The sequence below is a fragment of the Kribbella sp. NPDC050459 genome (assembly GCF_040655315.1).
In the GTDB taxonomy this organism is placed as follows: domain Bacteria; phylum Actinomycetota; class Actinomycetes; order Propionibacteriales; family Kribbellaceae; genus Kribbella.
This window is the reverse complement of sequence record NZ_JBFAJQ010000005.1, coordinates 17,371-36,930: the sequence shown is the minus strand read 5'-3', so window position 1 is coordinate 36,930 and position 19,560 is coordinate 17,371. Positions and strand designations below refer to the sequence as shown.

The 19,560-nt window shown below is 70.2% G+C and carries 23 protein-coding genes; 9 read left to right on the top strand and 14 right to left on the bottom strand.

Going from position 1 to position 19,560, the window contains the following annotated elements; genetic code table 11:
- Nucleotides 1-167 precede the first annotated feature (167 nt).
- On the top strand, nucleotides 168-644 hold the full coding sequence (locus AB0I12_RS18955) for a GNAT family N-acetyltransferase (protein WP_359931014.1): 477 nt from the start codon (nucleotides 168-170) through the stop codon (nucleotides 642-644).
- 114 nt (nucleotides 645-758) lie between these two features.
- Nucleotides 759-914, top strand: coding sequence for a hypothetical protein (locus AB0I12_RS18950; protein WP_359931011.1), 156 nt, complete (start codon nucleotides 759-761; stop codon nucleotides 912-914).
- Here the strand turns inward: AB0I12_RS18950 and AB0I12_RS18945 are convergent, their stop codons facing one another.
- Nucleotides 915-1,349, bottom strand: coding sequence for a phosphoribosyltransferase family protein (locus AB0I12_RS18945; protein WP_359931009.1), 435 nt, complete (start codon nucleotides 1,347-1,349; stop codon nucleotides 915-917).
- Between the two features lie 298 nt (nucleotides 1,350-1,647).
- Here AB0I12_RS18945 and AB0I12_RS18940 point away from each other — a divergent pair, with 298 nt between their 5' ends.
- A complete protein-coding gene (locus AB0I12_RS18940) occupies nucleotides 1,648-2,523 on the top strand; it encodes a type IV toxin-antitoxin system AbiEi family antitoxin domain-containing protein (RefSeq protein WP_359931006.1) in 876 nt (291 codons plus the stop codon).
- Nucleotides 2,524-2,583: 60 nt separating this feature from the next.
- On the opposite strand, the gene hutI is transcribed toward AB0I12_RS18940, so the two are convergent.
- From hutI to hutH, 9 genes are all read right to left on the bottom strand, one after another.
- Nucleotides 2,584-3,747 carry an imidazolonepropionase gene (gene hutI, locus AB0I12_RS18935; protein WP_359931003.1) on the bottom strand — a complete coding sequence of 388 codons (1,164 nt, stop codon included), beginning with the start codon at nucleotides 3,745-3,747 and terminating at the stop codon, nucleotides 2,584-2,586.
- On the bottom strand, nucleotides 3,744-5,054 hold the full coding sequence (locus tag AB0I12_RS18930; RefSeq protein ID WP_359931000.1) for a formimidoylglutamate deiminase: 1,311 nt from the start codon (nucleotides 5,052-5,054) through the stop codon (nucleotides 3,744-3,746). Before AB0I12_RS18930 ends, hutI begins: the two co-directional genes overlap by 4 nt.
- A complete protein-coding gene (locus tag AB0I12_RS18925; RefSeq protein WP_359930997.1) occupies nucleotides 5,051-6,238 on the bottom strand; it encodes an allantoate amidohydrolase in 1,188 nt (395 codons plus the stop codon). Before AB0I12_RS18925 ends, AB0I12_RS18930 begins: the two co-directional genes overlap by 4 nt.
- The gene (locus AB0I12_RS18920) at nucleotides 6,235-7,158 is read right to left on the bottom strand and encodes an ABC transporter substrate-binding protein (RefSeq protein ID WP_359930994.1); all 924 of its coding nucleotides are present in this window, start codon (nucleotides 7,156-7,158) and stop codon (nucleotides 6,235-6,237) included. Before AB0I12_RS18920 ends, AB0I12_RS18925 begins: the two co-directional genes overlap by 4 nt.
- Nucleotides 7,159-7,237: 79 nt before the next feature.
- Nucleotides 7,238-7,888: an ABC transporter permease gene (locus AB0I12_RS18915; RefSeq protein ID WP_359930992.1), complete on the bottom strand. Its 651-nt coding sequence runs from the start codon at nucleotides 7,886-7,888 to the stop codon at nucleotides 7,238-7,240.
- Between the two features lies 1 nt (nucleotide 7,889).
- Nucleotides 7,890-8,546 (bottom strand): ABC transporter permease, encoded by a 657-nt coding sequence (locus tag AB0I12_RS18910; RefSeq protein ID WP_359930989.1) that lies wholly within the window; start codon nucleotides 8,544-8,546, stop codon nucleotides 7,890-7,892.
- A complete protein-coding gene (locus AB0I12_RS18905) occupies nucleotides 8,543-9,541 on the bottom strand; it encodes an ABC transporter ATP-binding protein (RefSeq protein ID WP_359930986.1) in 999 nt (332 codons plus the stop codon). Before AB0I12_RS18905 ends, AB0I12_RS18910 begins: the two co-directional genes overlap by 4 nt.
- A gap of 132 nt (nucleotides 9,542-9,673) precedes the next feature.
- The gene (hutU, locus tag AB0I12_RS18900; RefSeq protein ID WP_359930983.1) at nucleotides 9,674-11,329 is read right to left on the bottom strand and encodes a urocanate hydratase; all 1,656 of its coding nucleotides are present in this window, start codon (nucleotides 11,327-11,329) and stop codon (nucleotides 9,674-9,676) included.
- A gap of 16 nt (nucleotides 11,330-11,345) precedes the next feature.
- The gene (hutH, locus tag AB0I12_RS18895) at nucleotides 11,346-12,887 is read right to left on the bottom strand and encodes a histidine ammonia-lyase (protein WP_359930980.1); all 1,542 of its coding nucleotides are present in this window, start codon (nucleotides 12,885-12,887) and stop codon (nucleotides 11,346-11,348) included.
- A 107-nt stretch (nucleotides 12,888-12,994) separates the two neighbouring features.
- Here hutH and AB0I12_RS18890 point away from each other — a divergent pair, with 107 nt between their 5' ends.
- Genes AB0I12_RS18890 through AB0I12_RS18880 form a run of 3 tightly spaced genes read left to right on the top strand, consistent with a single transcriptional unit; the run spans nucleotide 12,995 to nucleotide 14,853 of the window.
- On the top strand, nucleotides 12,995-13,891 hold the full coding sequence (locus AB0I12_RS18890; protein ID WP_359930977.1) for a GNAT family N-acetyltransferase: 897 nt from the start codon (nucleotides 12,995-12,997) through the stop codon (nucleotides 13,889-13,891).
- Nucleotides 13,888-14,079: a hypothetical protein gene (locus AB0I12_RS18885; protein WP_359930975.1), complete on the top strand. Its 192-nt coding sequence runs from the start codon at nucleotides 13,888-13,890 to the stop codon at nucleotides 14,077-14,079. Before AB0I12_RS18890 ends, AB0I12_RS18885 begins: the two co-directional genes overlap by 4 nt.
- Nucleotides 14,080-14,094: 15 nt before the next feature.
- A complete protein-coding gene (locus AB0I12_RS18880; protein ID WP_359930972.1) occupies nucleotides 14,095-14,853 on the top strand; it encodes an IclR family transcriptional regulator in 759 nt (252 codons plus the stop codon).
- Nucleotides 14,854-14,972: 119 nt separating this feature from the next.
- On the opposite strand, the gene rpsN is transcribed toward AB0I12_RS18880, so the two are convergent.
- On the bottom strand, nucleotides 14,973-15,278 hold the full coding sequence (rpsN, locus tag AB0I12_RS18875; protein ID WP_359930969.1) for a 30S ribosomal protein S14: 306 nt from the start codon (nucleotides 15,276-15,278) through the stop codon (nucleotides 14,973-14,975).
- Nucleotides 15,278-15,445, bottom strand: coding sequence for a 50S ribosomal protein L33 (rpmG, locus tag AB0I12_RS18870; protein WP_359930967.1), 168 nt, complete (start codon nucleotides 15,443-15,445; stop codon nucleotides 15,278-15,280). The genes rpsN and rpmG overlap by 1 nt, the downstream gene beginning before the upstream one ends.
- A gap of 103 nt (nucleotides 15,446-15,548) precedes the next feature.
- On the opposite strand from rpmG, the gene AB0I12_RS18865 reads away from it, so the two are divergent.
- Together AB0I12_RS18865 and AB0I12_RS18860 are read left to right on the top strand one after the other, a co-directional pair.
- On the top strand, nucleotides 15,549-16,622 hold the full coding sequence (locus AB0I12_RS18865; RefSeq protein ID WP_359930964.1) for a GTP-binding protein: 1,074 nt from the start codon (nucleotides 15,549-15,551) through the stop codon (nucleotides 16,620-16,622).
- A complete protein-coding gene (locus AB0I12_RS18860; RefSeq protein WP_359930961.1) occupies nucleotides 16,619-16,864 on the top strand; it encodes a type B 50S ribosomal protein L31 in 246 nt (81 codons plus the stop codon). The genes AB0I12_RS18865 and AB0I12_RS18860 overlap by 4 nt, the downstream gene beginning before the upstream one ends.
- A 59-nt stretch (nucleotides 16,865-16,923) precedes the next feature.
- Here the strand turns inward: AB0I12_RS18860 and AB0I12_RS18855 are convergent, their stop codons facing one another.
- On the bottom strand, nucleotides 16,924-17,145 hold the full coding sequence (locus tag AB0I12_RS18855; RefSeq protein WP_359930958.1) for a hypothetical protein: 222 nt from the start codon (nucleotides 17,143-17,145) through the stop codon (nucleotides 16,924-16,926).
- 104 nt (nucleotides 17,146-17,249) lie between these two features.
- Here AB0I12_RS18855 and AB0I12_RS18850 point away from each other — a divergent pair, with 104 nt between their 5' ends.
- Nucleotides 17,250-18,671, top strand: coding sequence for an aromatic amino acid ammonia-lyase (locus AB0I12_RS18850; protein ID WP_359930955.1), 1,422 nt, complete (start codon nucleotides 17,250-17,252; stop codon nucleotides 18,669-18,671).
- 16 nt (nucleotides 18,672-18,687) lie between these two features.
- On the opposite strand, the gene AB0I12_RS18845 is transcribed toward AB0I12_RS18850, so the two are convergent.
- Complete coding sequence (locus AB0I12_RS18845; RefSeq protein WP_359930952.1) at nucleotides 18,688-19,530, bottom strand: hypothetical protein; 843 nt, start codon at nucleotides 19,528-19,530, stop codon at nucleotides 18,688-18,690.
- Nucleotides 19,531-19,560 lie beyond the last annotated feature (30 nt).

The window sequence follows — 19,560 nt, the reverse complement described above, 5'->3', positions numbered from 1 at the left end:
CGCCTCGGTTTCAAATCCGTGACTGAACAAACTTGAGTTCACTGGACTCAACATTGCACACCCGTCAGGTCATTCCCAAGGGCGCCCCCCGATTTCGGGGTCTGGGCCAGGGTGGGGCCAGGGAACCCCCTCCCGAAGCAAACGTTTACCGTGCGATCCTGATCACTGTGAAGCTCCGCCCGATGACCGCCGCCGACGTCGCCACGGTTCTCGCGCTGAACGCCACCGCCGAAGGTCTCGTCGAACCCCTCGGCGCCGACCGCCTGGACTGGCTCCGGCTGATCGCCGCGCACGCCGTCGTGGTCGACCTGGACGGCGCCCCGGCCGGCTTCGTGCTCACGTTCACCCCCGGTTCGGCGTACGACGGGCTCGCCTTCGAGGCGTTCACGCAGACCTACGCCGACCGCTTCCTGTACATCGAGCGGATCGTGATTGCGGCCGAGCACCGCCGCCAGGGCATCGCCTCGACGGTGTACCGCGCCATCGAACGCTCCGCCCGACCCTTCGACCGCACCGTCGCCGCGGCCCCGACCGACACCCCGGCGTACGCGTTCCACACCGCGCGCGGCTACGAGGAGGTCGGCAAGCAGCGCCTACCCGACGGCACCACAACGGCGCTGCTGTCGAAGGACCTCGCCGCCTGAGCCACTGGGCCCTGCCTGGCGGTCCTGGCCGGCGGCGGCGTCCGGATCACGTTCCTGGTCCTCGCCGTGATCCTGCTCGCCGTCGCCGGCCTCCCCGCGCTGAAGCTACGGACATTGCTCCGGCCCAGGCGCCACCCCGAGCTCGCGGGCCGTCGGGACGCGGACGGTCAGTTCGCGATCCCGCTCGGCCCGAACCCCGAGCTCGTCCCGGCGCTGGACGAGGCGGCCCGCCAGTTCGCCCCGCCCGGTCTTTACCAGGGCGTGCGCTGATCAGAGCTGGCGTACGTCGAGGAGTGAGCGGACCGGGAGGTCGTGGCGGAGCCGCGGATCGGTGAGTGCGTCGACGATGCAGGCCGCACCGACCCAGTGCGCGCCGCAGTCCTCCACCAGCGCCCGCGCTGCCCGTGCCGTCGCCCCGGTGTCGACCCAGTCGTCGACCATCACCACGCGATCCCCGGCCCCGATCAGCTTCCGCCGGAACCCGAACACCACGTGCCGGTCCTGGTAGTCGGGCGCCGTCGTACGCCGTACCCACCGATCACTGTCGACGGACGAGCCGGCGCGCTTCCGCATCTCCACGAACCCGACCCCGAGCGCGGCCGCCGTCAACGCCCCGACCAGCGACCCCCGCGACACCGGCCCGAGCACTACCGTCGGCCGCACGTCGTACAGCCCCGCGAGCGCCGGCCCGATCTCCCGCAACAACTCCGCGTCCCGCCACCACCCGGTGACGTCCGCACAACTACTTCAGACGCCCCGATCCGTCTGCCACCGAAACGCACCCCGAAGCCGTGCTCTCGTGTCCATACGGCAATGGTGCCCTGATTGCGAAGTGGAGGCATGTGGTTTTGCGGACCGCCATCACTCACCAAGGCGCCCGAACGCGCACCTCGCACGCCCGATCGAGCGTGGGCGCCGCACTGGTGGCGCGCTTACTGGGTGGTGGCGGTCCGCCTGTGGACAACGCGCGCGCCGCGCCGCGCGAATTCACCATGCTGGATTCATGGCAGATGTGGCCGAGGTGATCGGCAGGCGCGGCGGATCCGCGACGTTCGCGGATCTTCGCGCGGTGGTGTCCGCACGCGCCATCCGCAGCGCGCTCAGGTCGGGAGTGATCAACCGGGTGGCGAAAGGTGTCTACGCGTTGCCTGTCGCACCACCGGCACTGACCGCGGCTCGAAGCCACGGCGGTGTCGTCTCGCATCTCAGCGCTGCGCAGCACTGGGGTTTCGGGGTGATCAACCCGCCCGGCCTGCCGCACGTCACGCTGCCGCCCGGCCGGGCCCGACGCCGCAGCGGGCTGCCCTGCGTCGCGCACTGGGCGGAGGTTCCCGCGCTGGACGACGTCACCACCCCGCTTCGGACCGTCCTGGACTGCCTGCGTACTTTGCCGCCTGCGGAAGGGCTCGCCGTAGCGGACTCGGCCTTGCGCACGGGAAGTGTCGAGCACGACACGCTCCTCGCCGCAGCGTCCCGACTACGAGGACCACACCGTCGGCGGGTTCAGCGGATGGTCGCGTTCGCCGACGGTCGCGCGGAATCAGTGCTGGAGTCCGTCCTGCGCTACTTGCTGATCGAGCGCGGAATCGAAGGTTTCGTTCCTCAACTGCCGGTGCGCGACGCGGAGTTCTCGGCTCGCCTCGACCTCGGCCACCCCCGGCTGCTTCTAGGCCTCGAGGCGGACGGATTCGCCTTCCACGGGACGCGGCGAGCGCTGGTCAAGGACTGCCGCAGGCAGGCGAATCTGACGGCCCGAGGTTGGCGAGTGCTCCGCTTCAGCTGGGAGGACATCATGTACGACCCCGACTGGGTGATCGCCACGATCGAGCGGGCAGCCGGACTCCCGTCACTCACCAAGCACCTGCTGCGCGCCGCCTGACCCCGCAGCTGAGCGTGCGGTGGGCAGGTGACGCGAGGTTGGTGAGTGATGGCGGTCCGCCTAAACCGGTCGGCCGGCGATGAAGGTCTGGGTCACCAGGGGGACGGCGGGGCGGTAGGCGAGGTGGAGGTAGGACGGGGCGTCGAGGACGGCCAGGTCGGCTCGGGCGCCGGGGGTCAGGTGGCCGACGTCGGTGCGGCGGAGGGAGGCGGCGCCGCCGGCGGTGGCGGACCAGAGGGCCTCGGCGGGGGTCATGCGCATTTCGCGGACGGCCAGGGCGATGCAGAACGGCATCGAGGACGAGTAGCCGGAGCCGGGGTTGCAGTCGGTGGCGAGGGCCACGGTGACGCCGGCGTCGAGGAGACGGCGGGCGTCGGGGTACGGCGACCTGGTGGAGAACTCGATCGCCGGGAGCAGACCGGCGACGACGCCGCTCGAGGCGAGTGCGTCGACATCCGCATTGGTGAGATAGGTGCAGTGATCGGCCGAGGCGGCACCGACCTCGGCCGCGAGCTGGACGCCAGGACCCTCGCCGAGCTGGTTGGCGTGCACGCGAGCCTGCAGGCCCCGCGCCAGCCCGGCCCGGAGGATCGCCCGCCCTTGGTCCGCGTCGAACGCTCCCCGCTCCACGAAGACGTCGACCCACGTCGAGTGCTCGGCCGCCGCGTCGAGCATCGGGCCAGTCACCAGCGCCACGTACCCCGCCGGGTCGTCGGCGTAGTCGGCCGGTACGACATGGGCGCCGAGGTACGTCGTGTCGTCGGTGAACTGCCGCGCGATCCGCAGCGCCCGCGCCTCGTCGGCGACCGTCAGCCCGTAGCCGGACTTGATCTCGACGGTGGTCGTGCCCTGGCGGCGCATCTCGGTCACCAGACGGGCCACGTTCGCGGTCAGCTGCTCGTCGGTGGCCTCGCGGGTCGCCGCCACCGTGGTCCGGATCCCACCGGCCGAGTACGGCGTACCGGTCATCCGGGCCGCGAACTCCTCGGCGCGATCGCCTGCGAACACCAGGTGCGAGTGCGAGTCGACGAAGCCCGGGATCACCGCCCGGCCGCCGAGGTCGACCGCTGCGTCGGCTGCCGGGGCCGCGGTTCGTCGGCCGGTCCAGGCGACCGTGCTGCCGTCGATCACCAGCGCCGCGTCGTGGAGCTCACCGAGCGGGCCGCCGTGCGTGGGGTCGTTCGTGACCAGGGAGCTGATGCCGGTCAGGAGCAGCGAGGTCATCGGGTCACCGCCGCGATCGAGGCGGCCAGCTGCGCCGGGACGTCCAGACGACTGTGCTTGCCGTCGGCAACCACATGGTTGCCCGAGACGATCACGTCCGACACATCCGCGGCAGCTGCGGCGAAGACCACGGTTTCCAGTGAGCCGCCGGTGCCTGCGGTGCGGACGGTGTCCGTGCGGACGGCGACGAGGTCGGCGCGGGCGCCGGGAGCGATCACGCCCGCGTCCTCGAAGCCGATCGAGCGGTGGCCGTCCGTCGTCGCTGCTCTGAGGAGCTCGGCCGCCGACCAGTGACCGCGCTCCTGCGAGGCGAGGCGTTCGTCCAGCTCGACGGCGCGCATCTCCTCGAACAGGTCGATCACCGCGTGACTGTCGGACCCGAGCGTCAACGCCGAGCCCGCGTCCCGCAACTGCACCGAGGGGCCGATCCCGTCCGCGAGGTCGCGCTCGGTGGTCGGGCAGAAGCAGGAGTACGCCGCGGAGCTGCCGAGCAGGCCGATGTCGACCGGCGTCAGATGGGTCGCGTGCACCGCGCTCGTCCGCCCGCTGAGGAAGCCGGTCTCGTCGAGGATCTGCGCGGGCGTCCGGCCGTACGCCTCGAGGCAGGCCGCGTTCTCGGCGACCTGCTCGGACAGGTGGATGTGCAGCGGTACGTCGGGGAACGCCGCCGCGACCGCACCGAGCTGGTCGTGCGGTACGCCGCGTACCGAATGCGCCGCCGCGCCGATCACGACGTCCTCCGCGCCCCTGAGCTGCGCGACCCGGGCGGCCCAGGCGGTCGCGTCGCCGTCGCTGAAGCGTTGCTGGACCTCGTTGAGCGGCTGGTCGATCCCGCCGGCGACGTAACAGGTGTCGAGCAGCGCGATCCGGAGGCCGACGTCCCGGGCGGCCTCGATCAGCGCCATACCCATGGCGTTGGGGTCGTCGTAGCGGCCGCCGCCGGGAGCATGGTGCAGGTAGTGGAACTCTCCGACCGCGGTGACGCCGGCGAGCAGCATCTCGGCGTACACAGCGCGGGCGAGCTCGTAGTACGTGTCGGGGGTGAGCGCTGCGGCGACGGAGTACATCTGGTCACGCCAGGTCCAGAACGTGCCGCGCTCGGTCTGCGTACGGCCGCGGAGCGCGCGGTGGAACGCATGGCTGTGACAGTTCGCGAGACCGGGGATCAGCAGGCCGTGCAGCACGTGCGCGTCGCCCGGGTCCACATCGGTCTCCACCGTCGCGAACCTGCCGTCCGCGACGGTCACCAGGACGCGCGACGCGAGGCCGGTGGGGAGCAGAGCGGTCGAGCACCAGTACGACGTCACTTGGCGAGGTCCTTCAGTACGGCGGCCAGCGCGTCGACGCCGGCCAGGCAGTCGTCCATCTCGGCGTACTCGGCCGGCGAATGCGAGACGCCGGTCGGGTTGCGCACGAACAGCATCGCGGTCGGGATCCCCGCGTCCGAGAACACGCCCGCGTCGTGCCCGGCGCCGGTCGGCAGCACCGGGGCGCCGTCGAGCACGTTCACCAGGCGGTCGCGCAGGCCGGCCGGGAAGTCCACGATCGGCGAGACCGACTCGGGCGTCACCTCGAGGGTGGTGCCGTCCCGCTCGGCGCGCTCGGTCGCCTGCTTGGTGATTGCTGCGAGCAATGATTCGAGCGTGGCGGTGTCGGCGGCCCGGGCGTCCAGCCAGGCGGTGACCCGCGACGGTACGGCGTTGGTTCCGTTCGGTTCCACCGACAGGCGGCCGAAGGTCGCGCGGGCACCGGCGAGCCGGGCCTGTTTGTTGGCAGCGAGGGCGGTCATCGCGTACGTGAGCATGGGGTCGTGCCGGTCCTCCATCAGCGTGGTGCCGGCGTGGTTGGCCTCACCACCGAAGGTGAACCGGTACCGCCCGTGCGGCCAGATCGAGCTGGCCACACCCACCGGCGCGGTCAGCCCTCTGCCTTGCTCCACATGCAGCTCGACGAAGGTCCCCATCCGCCGCAGAAGCGGCGAAGGCCCGACTCCCGCCGGGTCAATCCCGGCCTCTTCCAATGCTTGACCGAGACGCACCCCGGCCCTGTCTGTCAGCTGAAGCGCCTTCTCGGCCGACAGAACCCCGGCCGCGACCCGAGACCCCAGACAAGGCATCCCGAACCGCGACCCTTCCTCCTCCACAAATGCGCCCACCCCGATGGGCACCCCAGGCTCGAATCCCTCCGCCCGCAACCGATCCACAGCCGCCAGCGCCGACACCACCCCCAGAGGCCCGTCGAACGCCCCACCATCAATCACCGAATCCAGATGACTACCCGTCACCACTCCCGGCGCATCACCGGCCCCCCACCAGGCGATGAGGTTGCCTAGGCCGTCGGATTCGACGGTGAGGTTGCGGGCGGCGCACTGGTCGAGGAACCAGTGCGTCGCCTCGCGTTCGGTGGGGGTCCAGCCGCCGCGGGTGTAGCCGCCGGTGTCGGGGTCGCGGCCGATGGCGGACTGGTCGGCCCAGAGGGATTCGAAGCTCAAGACAGTGGGTTCTTCGCCAGCCAGTCCTTGGCGACCGCGTCCGCGCTCTCCTTGTTGACATCGATCCGCTTGACCAGGTCGGTCAGCGCCTCCGTGGTCAGCTTGGCGTCGACGGCGTTCAGGGTCGCCACGATGTCGTCGGACTTGTGGTCGGTCCGGATCAACGGAACGATGTTGTTCGGCGGCAGAATGTTCTCCGGGTCGTCCAGCTGGACCAGACCCTCGTCCTTGATCACGGACTGCGTGGTGAACAGGTTCGTCACCTGGATCTGGTTGTCCAGCAGCGCCTTGATGCTCAGCGGACCGCCCGCGTCCAGCGTCTTGTACTCCTTGAACTCGACGCCGTACTTCTCCTTCAGCCCCTTCAGGCCCGCCGACCGGACCTTGAACTCGGAGCTGCCGCCCGCGACCAGGTTCTTGTCCTTCAGGTCACCCAGCGACTTCAGGCTGTACTTGTCCGCAGTCGCCTTGGTGACCACGATCGTGTCCTCGTCGGCGGCCGGCGACTTGTCCAGCACCTCGAGCCCGGACGGCAGCGCCTTCTTCAGCGCGTCGTACGCCTTGTCGGCGTCGGTCTCGGTGGAGTTCTTGTCGAAGTACGCCAGCGCGGCGCCGGTGTACTCCGGCACCAGGTCGACGGACCCGTCCTTGATCGCGGCCATGTAGGTCTCGCGGTTGCCGATGTTCGGCTTCTTCTTCACCTCGATGCCCTTGGCGGCCAGGGCCTGGCCGTAGATCTCCGCCAGCAGCTGGCTCTCGGAGAAGTCGGCGGACCCGACGGTGATGCTGCTCACCTTCGACGGCGCGGGCGAGGACCCCGCGTTGTCGTTGCCGAGCTGGTCGCCCCCACCCCCGCAACCGGCCAGGCCGAGCACCGCCATCCCGGCGATCGCAGTACGGATGAGTGTGGATCTCAACACGAGAGCCTCCAGTGTTCTCGTTCAGCCACCGGCCGGTGCCGATGGATGTGTCTCAAGTTCATCAGGTACCCCGGACAGTTCAGCCGATCTTGAGTCCCGGCGAGACAGTGATCCGCCCGATCAGGGCGAACAGTGCGTCGAGCAGCAGCGCCAGCAGCGCGACCAGCAGCGCGCCGGTGAACATCTGCGGGAAGTCGCGCAGCTTCAGCCCGTCGATGACGTACCGTCCGAGACCGCCGAGCGACACCAGCGCCGCGATGGTCGCGGTCGACACGATCTGCAGGGTCGCGCTGCGGATCCCGGAGATGATCAGCGGCATCGCGATCGGGATCTCCACCTTGGTCAGGATCTCCTGCCCGGTCATCCCCATCCCCCGTGCGGCGTCGATCGTGGCCGGATCGACACCCGAGATCCCGGCGTACGTCGACGCGAGGATCGGCGGGATACCGAGCGCGACCAGCGCGATCAGCACCGGCAGGAACCCGATCTGGTCGGTCAGCAGCACCGCCAGCATCAGCAGCCCGAGGCTCGGCAGCGCCCGCGCCGCGTTGCCGGTGTTGATGGCCAGGAACGCGCCGCGCCGGGTGTGCCCGATCCGCAGCCCGATCGGCAGCCCGATCGCCGTCGACAGTCCGAGCGCGGCAAACGTGTACCAGAGGTGTTCGAGGATGCGCGCCCAGATACCTTCGGGGCCGGACCAGTTGTACGAGTCGGTCAGGTACTCCCACATGTCAGGCCACCTCCGCCACAGGGGTTGCGACGCGGGCCCAGGGGGTCAGCACCCGCTGCAGCGTCACGAGGACGAGGTCGGCGAGCAACGCCAGGGCCAGCGACAGCACGACACCGACCACGACCGGGGTCAGGAAGTCCTTCTGGAAGCCGAGCGTGAACAGCTCCCCCAGGCCGCCGATCCCGATCACCGCGCCGACGCTCACCATCGAGATGTTCGCGACCGTGACGACGCGCAGCCCGGTGAAGATGACCGGTACGGCGATCGGCAGGTCCACCGCGACCAGCCGGTGCAGAGAGCCGTACCCGACCGCGATCGCGGACTGCCGGACGTCGGGCGGGACGGAGCGGAGTCCGTCGATCACGTTCCGGATCAACAGCGACACTGTGTAGATGGTCAGCGCCACGATGATGTTCACCGTGGACAGCACCTTGGTGCCGAGGATCGCGGGCAGCACGATGAACAGCGCGATCGACGGCAGCGAGTAGAGGATGCCACCGAACGCGACCAGCGGGTTCGCCAGCCACCCGTAGCGCGTCGCGACGTACCCGAGCGGCACCGAGATGATCAGCCCGAGGATCACCGGAATGATCGCCAGGTACACGTGCTCGACCAGCTGGTCCCAGATCAGCCCGAGGTTGTCGCCGATCCAGGTCATGACCGGAGCGCCTCTGCGACCGTGCCTTGGTCGATGACGCCGATGGCCTTGCCGTCGTCGTCAACGCAGACACCGCGACCGGTCGGTGAGGTGAGTACGGCGTCCAGTGCCGCGCGCAACGAGTCGCCGCGCTTGAACACCGCGCCGAGCGGAAGCAGCTCGTGCGAGCCGTTCCGCCATCCGACCGGTACGCCGTCCCGCAACGCGAGCTCGTCCGGCAGCGGCCCGACCGGCAGCTCCTCCGGATGCACGAACGTCAGGGCACGGTAACCCCGATCCCGCCCGACGAAGTCACGGACGAAGTCGTCGGCGGGCTCGGCGAGCAGCTCGGCCGGCGGCGCGAACTGGGCCAGCTTGCCGCCGACCCGCATCACCGCGATGGTGTCGCCGAGCTTGATCGCCTCGTCGATGTCGTGGGTGACGAACACGATCGTCTTGCCGATGTCGCGCTGCAGCCGGAGCAACTCCTCCTGCAGCTGGTTGCGTACGATCGGGTCGACGGCGCTGAACGGCTCGTCCATCAGCATGATCGCCGGGTCGGCCGCCAGCGCCCGGGCGACGCCGACTCGTTGCTGCTGGCCACCGGACAGCTGCGCCGGATACCGCTCGGCGAGCTTCACGTCCAGGCCGACGCGGTCGAGCAGCTCCATCGCCGTACTGTGCGCCTTGCGCTTGTCCCAGCCGAGCAGCTTCGGCACGGTCGCGACGTTCTCCACGACGGTCTTGTGCGGGAACAGGCCGGCGTTCTGGATCACGTACCCGATGCCGCGCCGCAGCGCGACCGGGTCCTTCCCGTTGATGTCCTCGCCGTCGATCGAGATGGTGCCGCCGGTCCGCTCGATCGTGCGGTTGATCATCCGCAGCGACGTGGTCTTCCCGCAGCCGGACGGGCCGACGAACACGGTGATCTGGTTGCTCGGGATCCGCAGGGACAACGCGTCGACGGCGACGGTGCCGTCCGGATACCGCTTGGTGACGTCCTCGAACTCGATCATGGCGCCCCTTCGCGCTCGTTGGTCGCCCAGTTGACCCTAGCGGAACGAAAGACCGAATCCACGCGGTATCGCGGTCTCTCACCCTGCGGGAAAGTGCACCGTAGCACTACAGATTGCCACGGTCGCAGACAGTTAGCTCTCGCGCATCGGAACCCGGACGCCGCGCTCGTCCGCGACCTCGACGGCCTTGTCGTAGCCCGCGTCGACGTGCCGGATGACGCCCATCGCCGGGTCGTTGGTGAGCACCCGCTCCAGCTTCTGCCGGGCCAGGTCGGTGCCGTCGGCAACCGATACCTGGCCGGCGTGGATGGACCGGCCGATGCCGACGCCGCCGCCGTGGTGGATCGACACCCAGGACGCGCCGCTGGCCACGTTCACCATCGCGTTCAGCAACGGCCAGTCCGCGATCGCGTCCGAGCCGTCGAGCATGCCTTCGGTCTCCCGGTACGGCGACGCCACGCTGCCGGTGTCCAGGTGGTCGCGACCGATCACGATCGGCGCCTCGAGTTCACCGGAGGCCACCATGTCGTTGAACCGGACGCCGGCCTTGTCGCGCTCGCCCTGGCCGAGCCAGCAGATCCGGGCCGGCAGGCCCTGGAACGCAACCCGCTCGCCGGCCAGCTTGATCCACCGGCTGAGGTGCTCGTTGTCCGGGAACAGGTCCAGGATCGCCTGGTCGGTCTTCGCGATGTCGGCCGGGTTGCCGGACAGCGCCGCCCACCGGAACGGGCCTTTTCCTTCACAGAACAACGGCCGGATGTACGCCGGCACGAAGCCGGGGAACTCGAAGGCGCGGCTGTAGCCCGCCTTCCGGGCCTCGTCGCGGATCGAGTTGCCGTAGTCGAAGACCTCGGCGCCCGCGTCCTGGAAGCCGACCATCGCCGCGACGTGCCGCGCCATCGAGGCCTGCGCGCGCTCGGTGAAGCCCTTCGGGTCCTTCTCGCGGGCGGTCGCCCAGTCCTCGAAGTCGATGCCGACGGGCAGGTACATCAACGGGTCGTGCGCCGAGGTCTGGTCGGTGACGATGTCGATCGGCGCACCCAGCTCGAGCAGCTCGGGAACGATCACCGCGGCGTTGCCGAGGACACCGATCGACAGCGGCCGGCGCGCCTTCTTGGCCTCTTCGGCCAGCCGCAACGCCTCGTCCAGGGAGGACGCCCGGACGTCGAGGTAGCGGTGCTCGATGCGGCGCTGGATCCGCGACTCGTCGACGTCGATGCAGATCGCCACACCGTCGTTCATCGTGACCGCCAGGGGCTGCGCACCGCCCATGCCGCCGAGCCCGGCGGTCAGCGTGATCGTCCCGGCGAGCGAGCCGCCGAACTTCTTCTCCGCGACCGCGCCGAACGTCTCGTACGTGCCCTGCAGGATGCCCTGCGTGCCGATGTAGATCCACGACCCGGCCGTCATCTGGCCGTACATCGTGAGGCCCATCGCCTCGAGCTTGCGGAACTCCTCCCAGGTGGCCCAGTCGCCGACCAGGTTCGAGTTCGCGATCAGCACCCGCGGCGCCCACTCGTGCGTCTGCATCACGCCGACCGGGCGGCCGGACTGGACGAGCATCGTCTCGTCGTCCTTCAGCGTGGTCAGCGTGCGCACCATCGCGTCGAACGAGTTCCAGTCCCGGGCAGCCTTGCCGGAGCCGCCGTACACGACGAGTTCGTCGGGGTGCTCGGCGACCTCCGGGTCGAGGTTGTTCTGCAGCATCCGCAGCGCGGCCTCCTGCTGCCAGCCGCGGGCGGTGAGCGTGGTGCCGCGGGGTGCGCGGACGGGACGTGGTCCGGACATGGGTGATCCAGCCTTTCTAGGAAAGTGGGCCGGTGACGGCCTCGGCAGCGGTAACATAGGTGCCGTCGGCAACAAGCCGGACGGAGTGCTCGAGCTCGGGCGCGAGGAAGCGGTCGGTGGCCGGCCCCTCGACGTGCTCCCGGAGGGCTGCTCTGGCCGCAGCCGTGGCCGGGGCGGGCGTCAGCGGCGCGCGCAGGTCGAGCGCCCGTGCGGCGGTCAAGATCTCGATCGCCAGCACCCGCTCCAGGCCGTCGACGGCACGGCGCAGCTTGCGCGCGGCGGACCAGCCCATCGAGACGTGGTCCTCCTGCATCGCACTGCTCGGGATCGAGTCGACGCTGGCCGGGACCGCCAGGCGCTTCAGCTCGGAGACGATCGCAGCCTGCGTGTACTGCGCGATCATGTGGCCGCTGTCCACGCCCGGGTCGTCGGCCAGGAACGCGTTCAGCCCATGGCTGCGGGCGACGTCCAGGAACCGGTCGGTACGACGTTCGCTGATGCTTGCCAGGTCCGCGACGGCGATCGCCAGGAAGTCGAGCACGTATCCGACCGGGGCGCCGTGGAAGTTGCCGTTGGACTCGACCCGGCCGTCCGGGAGTACGACCGGGTTGTCGATCGCGGCGGCGAGCTCACGGCCGGCGACGGTCGCCGCGTGCGCCGCGGTGTCGCGGGCGGCGCCGTGAACCTGGGGCGAACACCGCAGGGAGTAAGCGTCCTGCACCCGGTTGCAGTCCGGGCCGCGGTGGCTGGCGACGATCGCGCTGTCCTTGAGGATCGCGCGCAGGTTGGCGGCGGCCTTCGCCTGACCGGGATGCGGCCTCAGAGCCTGCAGGTCCTCGGCGAAGACCCGGTCGGTGCCCAGCTGGGCCTCGACGCTCATCGCAGCGGCCAGGTCGGCGGTCTTGAACAGCCGGTCGAGGTCGGCGAGCGCGAGCAGCAGCATGCCGAGCATGCCGTCGGTGCCGTTGATCAGCGCGAGGCCTTCCTTCTCGGCCAGCACGACCGGCCGCAGACCGTGCTGGGCCAGCGCCTCGCCCGCGTCGAGGAGGTTGCCGTCGGCATCGCGGACCTTGCCCTCGCCCATGATCGCGAGGGCGACATGCGACAGCGGCGCGAGGTCACCCGAGCAGCCGAGGCTGCCGTACTCGTGCACCACCGGTGTCAGCTGCGCGTTCAGCAGACCGGCGTACGCCTGGGCGGTCTCGACCTTCACGCCGGTGCGGCCGGTGGCGAGCGTCGACAGCCGCAGCAGGGCCAGTGCCCGGACGACCTCGGTCTCCACCTCCGGGCCCGAGCCGGCCGCATGCGAGCGGATCAGGCTGCGTTGCAGCTGCGCCCGGAGCTCCGGCGCGATGTGCCGCGTCGCGAGTGCGCCGAATCCGGTCGAGACGCCGTAGTGCGGGGTGTCCGCGTGGGCCAGCGCCTCGATCGCGGCGCGTGACTTCGCGATCTCCTCGAGTGCCTGGTCGTCGATCCGTACCTGCGCGCCGTACCGCGCGACCGCGACCACTTCGGCCGGGGTCAGCGGTCCGGTGCCGACATTCACTGTGTGTTCCACCCGAACATTGCACCGCGCGGGAACGATCCCGGACAGCAGCACCGCAGTACTTTCCGTCTCGGATCTGAGACAGCATTCGCGACCCTCGGTAGCCGTAGAGTCCTGCCATGGTGTTCGAGATCCGGACGGCGCGCCCGGAGGATGCGGTGGGGGTCGCCCGGGTCTGGGCAGCGGTGATGCCGCAACTGGTGAAGACCGCGCGCGCGATCGAGTTGCAGCTGCGGCACGCCCACAGCCAAGAGGTGCTGATCGCCGTCGACGGCCCGGACGTGGTCGGGTACGCGAACATCTATCTGCCGCCGCCGGACGCTTCCGCGCCTCGGGTGCGGGTGACGATCCAGGTGCCGCCGGAGTACCGCAAGCGTGGGATCGGGAGTGCGTTGACCGACACGATCACCGAGCGGGCTGTGGAACTCGGCGCGGGGCGGTTGCTGGTGGTCGTGGCCGACGATCCCGAGTCCAAGGCGTTCGCGGAGCAGCGCGGGTTCGCGATCGGCCGGCGGATGTCGCACTCCGCCGCCGACCTGACCGCCGCGCGCGAACCACTCGCTCCGCCGGAGGGATTGCGCGTGGCGACGTACGACGCGTTGGACCCGCGGCAGCTGTACGACGCCGAGGTCCAGGTCCGCGACGACGACCCGAGCGGGCTGTCCGGCGGACCGGCGTACGAGGAATGGGTGCGGACGTCGTGGGACAACCCGGACATCCGGTACGACCTGAGCATCGCTGTCCTCGACGGGGACCAGGTGTTGTCGTTCGTGACCACGACCGCGGACCCGGACCGGCAAGTGATCTGGTCGAACCTGACCGGCACGATCCCCTCGGCGCGCGGCCGCGGGCTGGCGAAGGTGGTGAAGTCCGTGGCACTGGCCCGGGCGCGGGACGCCGGGTTCACGGTCGCGTCGACCGGGAACGACGCGGCGAACGAGCCGATGCTCGCGGTGAACCGGTGGCTGGGCTACCGGGAGACCTCGGGCGCCTGGACCGCGGAGAAAGCGCTGTGAAGCGGCTCGCGACGTCGCTGACGTTCTTCCTGGTGCTGTCGCTGGTCATCGGCTACCTGGTGTCCGGGCCCGCATTCATGGACTGGGGTGTGGCCGGCGGGCTGTTCGCGGTCGCGATCGCCGGTGAGGGCTTCCGGTTCTGGTTACGCCGGAACCGGGCCAAGAAGCGGGACTCGTCGAGCGTGTGAGGTTACGCTGCCGTTGTGAGCGGCAACGTTCCCGCGTCGACCCGCACGTTGCGCGTGCTGACGTTCCTGGCCACCCAGCCGGGTCCGGTACCGATGGAGCGCATCGCGTCCGCGGTCGGGCTGCCGCGCTCGTCGACGTACCACTTGCTGCGGGCAATGATCGACGAGGGGTTCGTCGTCCACCTGCCCGAGGAGAAGCGGTACGGGCTCGGCGTGGCGGCCTTCGAGATCGGGTCCGCGTACCTGCGGCATGACCCGCTGGAGCGGTTGGCGCGGCCGTTGCTCGCGCAGCTGGTGCACGAGGTCGGACAGACGGCGCATCTCGGCGTACTGCACGGGCGGGAGCTGGTTTACCTGCTGAAGGAGCAGCCGCCGCGGCCGGTCACGCTGGTGACAGACGTCGGCGTACGGCTGCCTGCCACGCTCACCGCATCCGGCCGGGCGCTGCTGGCGGAGCTGCCGCCGGCCCAGGTCCGGGCTCTCTTCCCCACCCCTGAGTCGTTCGTCCGCCGCACCGATCTCGGCCCGCAAACCCTCACCCAACTCCGCCGCCTCCTCGCCGACGAGAAACGCCAGGGCTATGCGGTCGAGGACTCCTTCATCACCCCCGGCGTCGCCTCTGTAGCCAGCGCCGCCGTAGACCACGCCGGCCATCCGGTCGCCGCCATCAGCGTCACGTTCCGCACCGACACCGTCCCCACCACAGAACGCCCCGGCCTGGCCCACAAAATCCGCCAGGCCGCCAAGGCACTCACCCGACGACTGCACGGGTAACCAAAGCCCACGTGTGGGTACTCGCGCGCGCTGGCGGCCGTCAGGTGTCCGCAGGACCGCCGGTCGTACGAAACAGAGAACCCTCCGATCCGCCTGGATCGGAGGGTTACATCTGGGGGCTACCAGGACGACTTGGTGATGCCGGGGAGTTCGCCTCGGTGGGCCATGGTGCGGAAGCGGATTCGGGAGATGCCTGCCTTGCCGATGTAGCCGCGGGGGCGGCCGTCTACGGCGTCGCGGTTGCGGATTCGGACGGGGCTGGCGTCTCGGGGGAGCTTCTGGAGCTTGAGTTGAGCTTCGGCGCGCTCGGGTGCGGAGGAGTGCGGGTCGGCGAGGATCGCTTTCAGCGTGGACCGGCGCTCGGAGTAGTGGGCGGCGGTGCGGCGGCGGTGGTTGTTGCGGGCGACCTTCGCCGTGGTCGCCATCAGCGCTCTTCGCGGAAGTCGACGTGCTCACGCAGCGCCGGGTCGTACTTGCGGATCACCAGCCGGTCGGGATTGTTCCGGCGGTTCTTCCGCGTTACATAGGTGAAGCCGGTGCCCGCCGTGCTGCGGAGCTTGATGATCGGGCGGAGGTCGTTGCGCTTGGCCATGCTGTCCTTTCTCTTACTCAGCTGAACGCCGACCGGGTGGCGGCTATTCCGCCTCGCAGGGTACTTTGTACTGGTTATCGTTTTCAACAAGACGGGAGAGTCGATGCTGCCGGTGACCTTGGTGACGGGCCTCGACGACGGGTTCCGCAGTGCCGTGGCGTGGAACCTGCTGGCCGCCGCCGGCCCGGCCGGCGTCCTCGTGGAGTACGACGTGAGCAGCCTGAGCAGCGGCGACGTCGTGCGGACGGCCCGGACCGCCGCCGGGGTGATCGACCGCGAGGTGATCACGATGGAGCACCCGTGCGTCTCCTGTGCGATGCGCGGCTCGTTGGTGCAACTGCTGGCGAGCATCGCCGCCGTCGAGCGGTACGGCGTCGCGATCGTCAACGTGCCCGCGGCCGGCGACACGCACGCGATCGCGGCCGAGATCGACCGCGACACCGACCTGCGCGTCGACGCCGTCGTCACCACCGTCGACACGGCCACCGTGACAGCCGACCTCACCGGCGACCAGCTGATCCGGGAGCGCGGCGTCCCGACCGCGGCCGAGGACGGTCGCGCGATCGCCGAGGTCGTCGTACGGCAACTGGAGTCCGCGAACGCCGCAGTCCTGAGCACTGACGACGACACGGTCCGTGACCTGCTGCAGGCGATCAACCCGCAACTGCTGGTCAGGACCACGACAACCGGCCTGATCGGCCTCCACCTCGCGATCCCCGCCGTCGAACCGGGCTCGATCGCGGTCCCGACGGAGCGGACCTTCATCTGGCAGTCGGCCCGGCCCTTCCACCCCGAGCGGCTGTACGACGCCCTCGAAGACCTGGTCGCCGGCACGTGCCGCGGCCGCGGGACGCTCTGGATCGCGACGCAGCACCGCAACCGGCTGAGCTGGGACAGCTTCGGCACGAACATCTCGATCGGCGTCCTCGGCCCCTGGCTCGCCGACCTCCCGGCCGATCGCTGGGCGAGCGTCGGGCAGCAGCACCAGACCCGCTCGGCCCTCGAGTGGCACCCCGAGTACGGCGACCGCGCGTCGTACCTGTCCTTCACCGGCGCCGATCTGGACGCCCGGGAATTACGGGAGCGCCTCGACGGTTGTGTCCTGCGTGCGGACGAAGCGGTCCACCCCCTGACCGATCCGTTCGCCCCCTACTTGGAAGGAAGTACCGCAGCATGAAGAAGGACATCCACCCCGACTACCGCCGGGTCGTCTTCCGGGACAAGTCCGGCAACTTCAGCTTCCTCACCGGTTCGACCCGCGAGAGCAACGAGACCGTCGTCTGGGAGGACGGGAACACCTATCCCGTCGTCGACGTCGAGATCTCGTCCGCGAGCCACCCGTTCTACACGGGCCAGCAGCGCGTGATGGACACCCAGGGCCGCGTGGAGAAGTTCAAGAAGCGCTACGGCCAGTCGTAAACCTGCAACACCACCAGCCCGTCACCCCCACCGAGGGTGACGGGCTGTTTGCTTGCCACTCAAAGCACCAACTGTCGCTCGCCGCCGACAGTGGTCATGGAGTGATGCTGCAACCGGCCTGACGCGATCCAGCCGATGATGTCGGCCTTGGAGGTGACTCCGGTGGCGTCCACGGCCACCCAGTCGTCGGTCCAGCAGCTCGCGATCAGCTCGGCGTCGTTGCCGATCAGCACCGCGTCCGACTCGGCCGCCTGGGCGCGCACTTCGTCCTCGACTGTCATGCGTCCGATTCTGCGCTCCCTACCGACGGTTGCGTCTCGAATCCGAGACGTTCGAGCGGGCGAGGCGCTTACTCCACAGACCGGGGCGGTTCCACACTGAGGGGATGGAACCGGTGGAGCTCACGGGTGCCGGGCTGTCGCCGTTGGAGGCGGTCGCGCTCGGGCAGCGGCGTACGGCGGTGCGGCTGAGCGACGACGCCCGCAAGCGGATGCACGAGTCCGCGCAGGTGGTGGCCGACGTGGCCGGGCGGCGGCCGGTGTACGGGCGGACCACCGGCGTCGGGGCGAACCGGGACGTGCTGACGTCCGACCCGGAGCACGGCGCGCGGCTGCTCGGATCGCACTCCACAACCGGTACCACGTCGTACCCGAAGGACGTCGTCCGGCTGGGGCTGCTGATCCGGGTCAACCAGCTCGCGGCGGGCGGATCCGGACTCGAACCGGCGGTCGCCGACGCGATCGTCGACCTGCTCAACGACGACAACCTGCCGGACCTGCACCGCGGCGGCGCGATCGGCACCGGCGACCTCGGCCCGCTCGCCGAACTCGGCCTCGCGCTCGGCGACGTCATCGACGGGACCAGCGCGCTCCCGCTGCTGTCGAGCAACGCGCTCACGCTGGCCGAGTGCTGCCTGGCGTACGTCGAGGCGTCCACGCTGATCAACGTCGTACCGCTGGTTGGCGCCCTGTCCCATGTTGCGCTGCGCGGCAACGCCGAGGTGTACGACGTCCGGGTGCACGAGGCCCGTCCGCAGCCCGGCCAGGTCCGGGTCGCGCGCCGGATGCGCGAACTGCTCGACGACCTGCCGATCACTCCCGCGCGAGTCCAGGACCCCTTCGGGCTCAGAGCGTTCGCGCAGGTGCTCGGCCCGGCCGTCGACCATTCCGATGCCCTCGGCAACAGTGTGCGGATCGACATCAACGCGGCGGCGGAGAACCCGTTGGTGGCCGGCGACACCGTGCTGCACAACGGCAACTGGCACGCGATGCCGATCGCGCTCGCGCTGGACTCGCTCCGGCTCAGCCTGCACAGTGTCGCGACGCTGTCGACGACCCGGGTGGCGAACCTGGTCGACCCGGACTACACCGGCCTCAGCCGGTTCCTCGCCAGCGGCGCGGAGGCGAGCTCGGGCGTGATGATGATCGAGTACGTCGCGCACGACGCACTCGCCGCGGTCCGCTCGGCCGCGCAGCCCGCGACCCTCGGTACGGCGACCCTGTCCCGCGGCGCCGAGCTGCACGCCAGCTTCGCCCCGCAAGCCGCCGTACTCACCAAGCAGCTCCTGGACGCCCTCCGCGAGGTCCTCGCCAGCGAGCTCGTCACCGCCGTCCGCGCGATCCGCCTGGCCGGCCTGACCCCGGACGACCTCGCCCCCGCGGCCGTCGGCCCCTGGCTGGCGGACGCGTTGGCGGCTCTCCCGGGCGACTTGGCCGACCGCTCGCTCCGAGAAGACCTGGAAATCGCCCGCGGGCTGCTCACCCAATGGGGCGACCGCCAGGTCGAACACCCGGCCGAGTCCGGCTAGCTGTCCGTAGAGACCCTCAGAGCCGGTTGTAGGCCTTCAGGGTGCGCAGGGCACCGACGGTCACGATGCCGCGGTACTCGAGGGTCGCGGCCGGGCCGGGCGGTTCCCAGGTGATCGCCCAGCCGCCGTCGTCCTGCTGGTCCTCGATCAGGCGGTCGATGTGGGCCTCGAGCTGGGCGTCGGTGAAGAGCGGGCGCCAGAAGCTGTCCGGTGTCGGGGCGAACTGCAGCGGCGTCACGCCGTACGTCGGGTCTGCCGCGTCGGCACGGTAGTGCGCGAGCTTGGGGAGCCACTCGCGGACACGGTCGAAGTCGGCGTCCCCGGTGTGTTCCAGGAACTCCAGCGCCTCGTGCATGCCGTGCGCGTCCTCCGGGAACCCCTTCGCCAGCTCGGCGGCGCACCACGCGCCGGCCTTGTCACGCCACGGGTGCTCGACGCCGAGCTTGTGCAGCCGGCCGACCAGGCCCGCGGTCGGGTTGATGCCGGGCTGGTAGGTCCACTCGGTGATGTGCTCGGCGCGCGGGTAGCCCTCGACCGCCGGACCGCACAGCGGCACCGCACCGTCAGGGGTCGCGACCGAATCGAGCCAGTCCACCGCCCGCCGGATCATGTCCTCGTCACGCGCACCGGCAGCGAGCATCGTGTCGAACGCGACCTCCACGTCCAGCGGCAGGCTGTCCGGGCACCGCTTGTCCGGCTCCAGGCCCTGTCCGAAGCCGCCGTCGGCGTTCTGGAACCCGCGGAGCGCGTCGACCACGCCCTGCGGGTCAGCTCCTTCGAACACCGAGGCGAAGAGCCGCCGCTCGAGCACCCGAGCGTCGCGCCGTACGAAATCCCGTCCTGCCGTGAAGATGTCCATGCCCCCACCTTTCCCCATCCGCACCGGCAG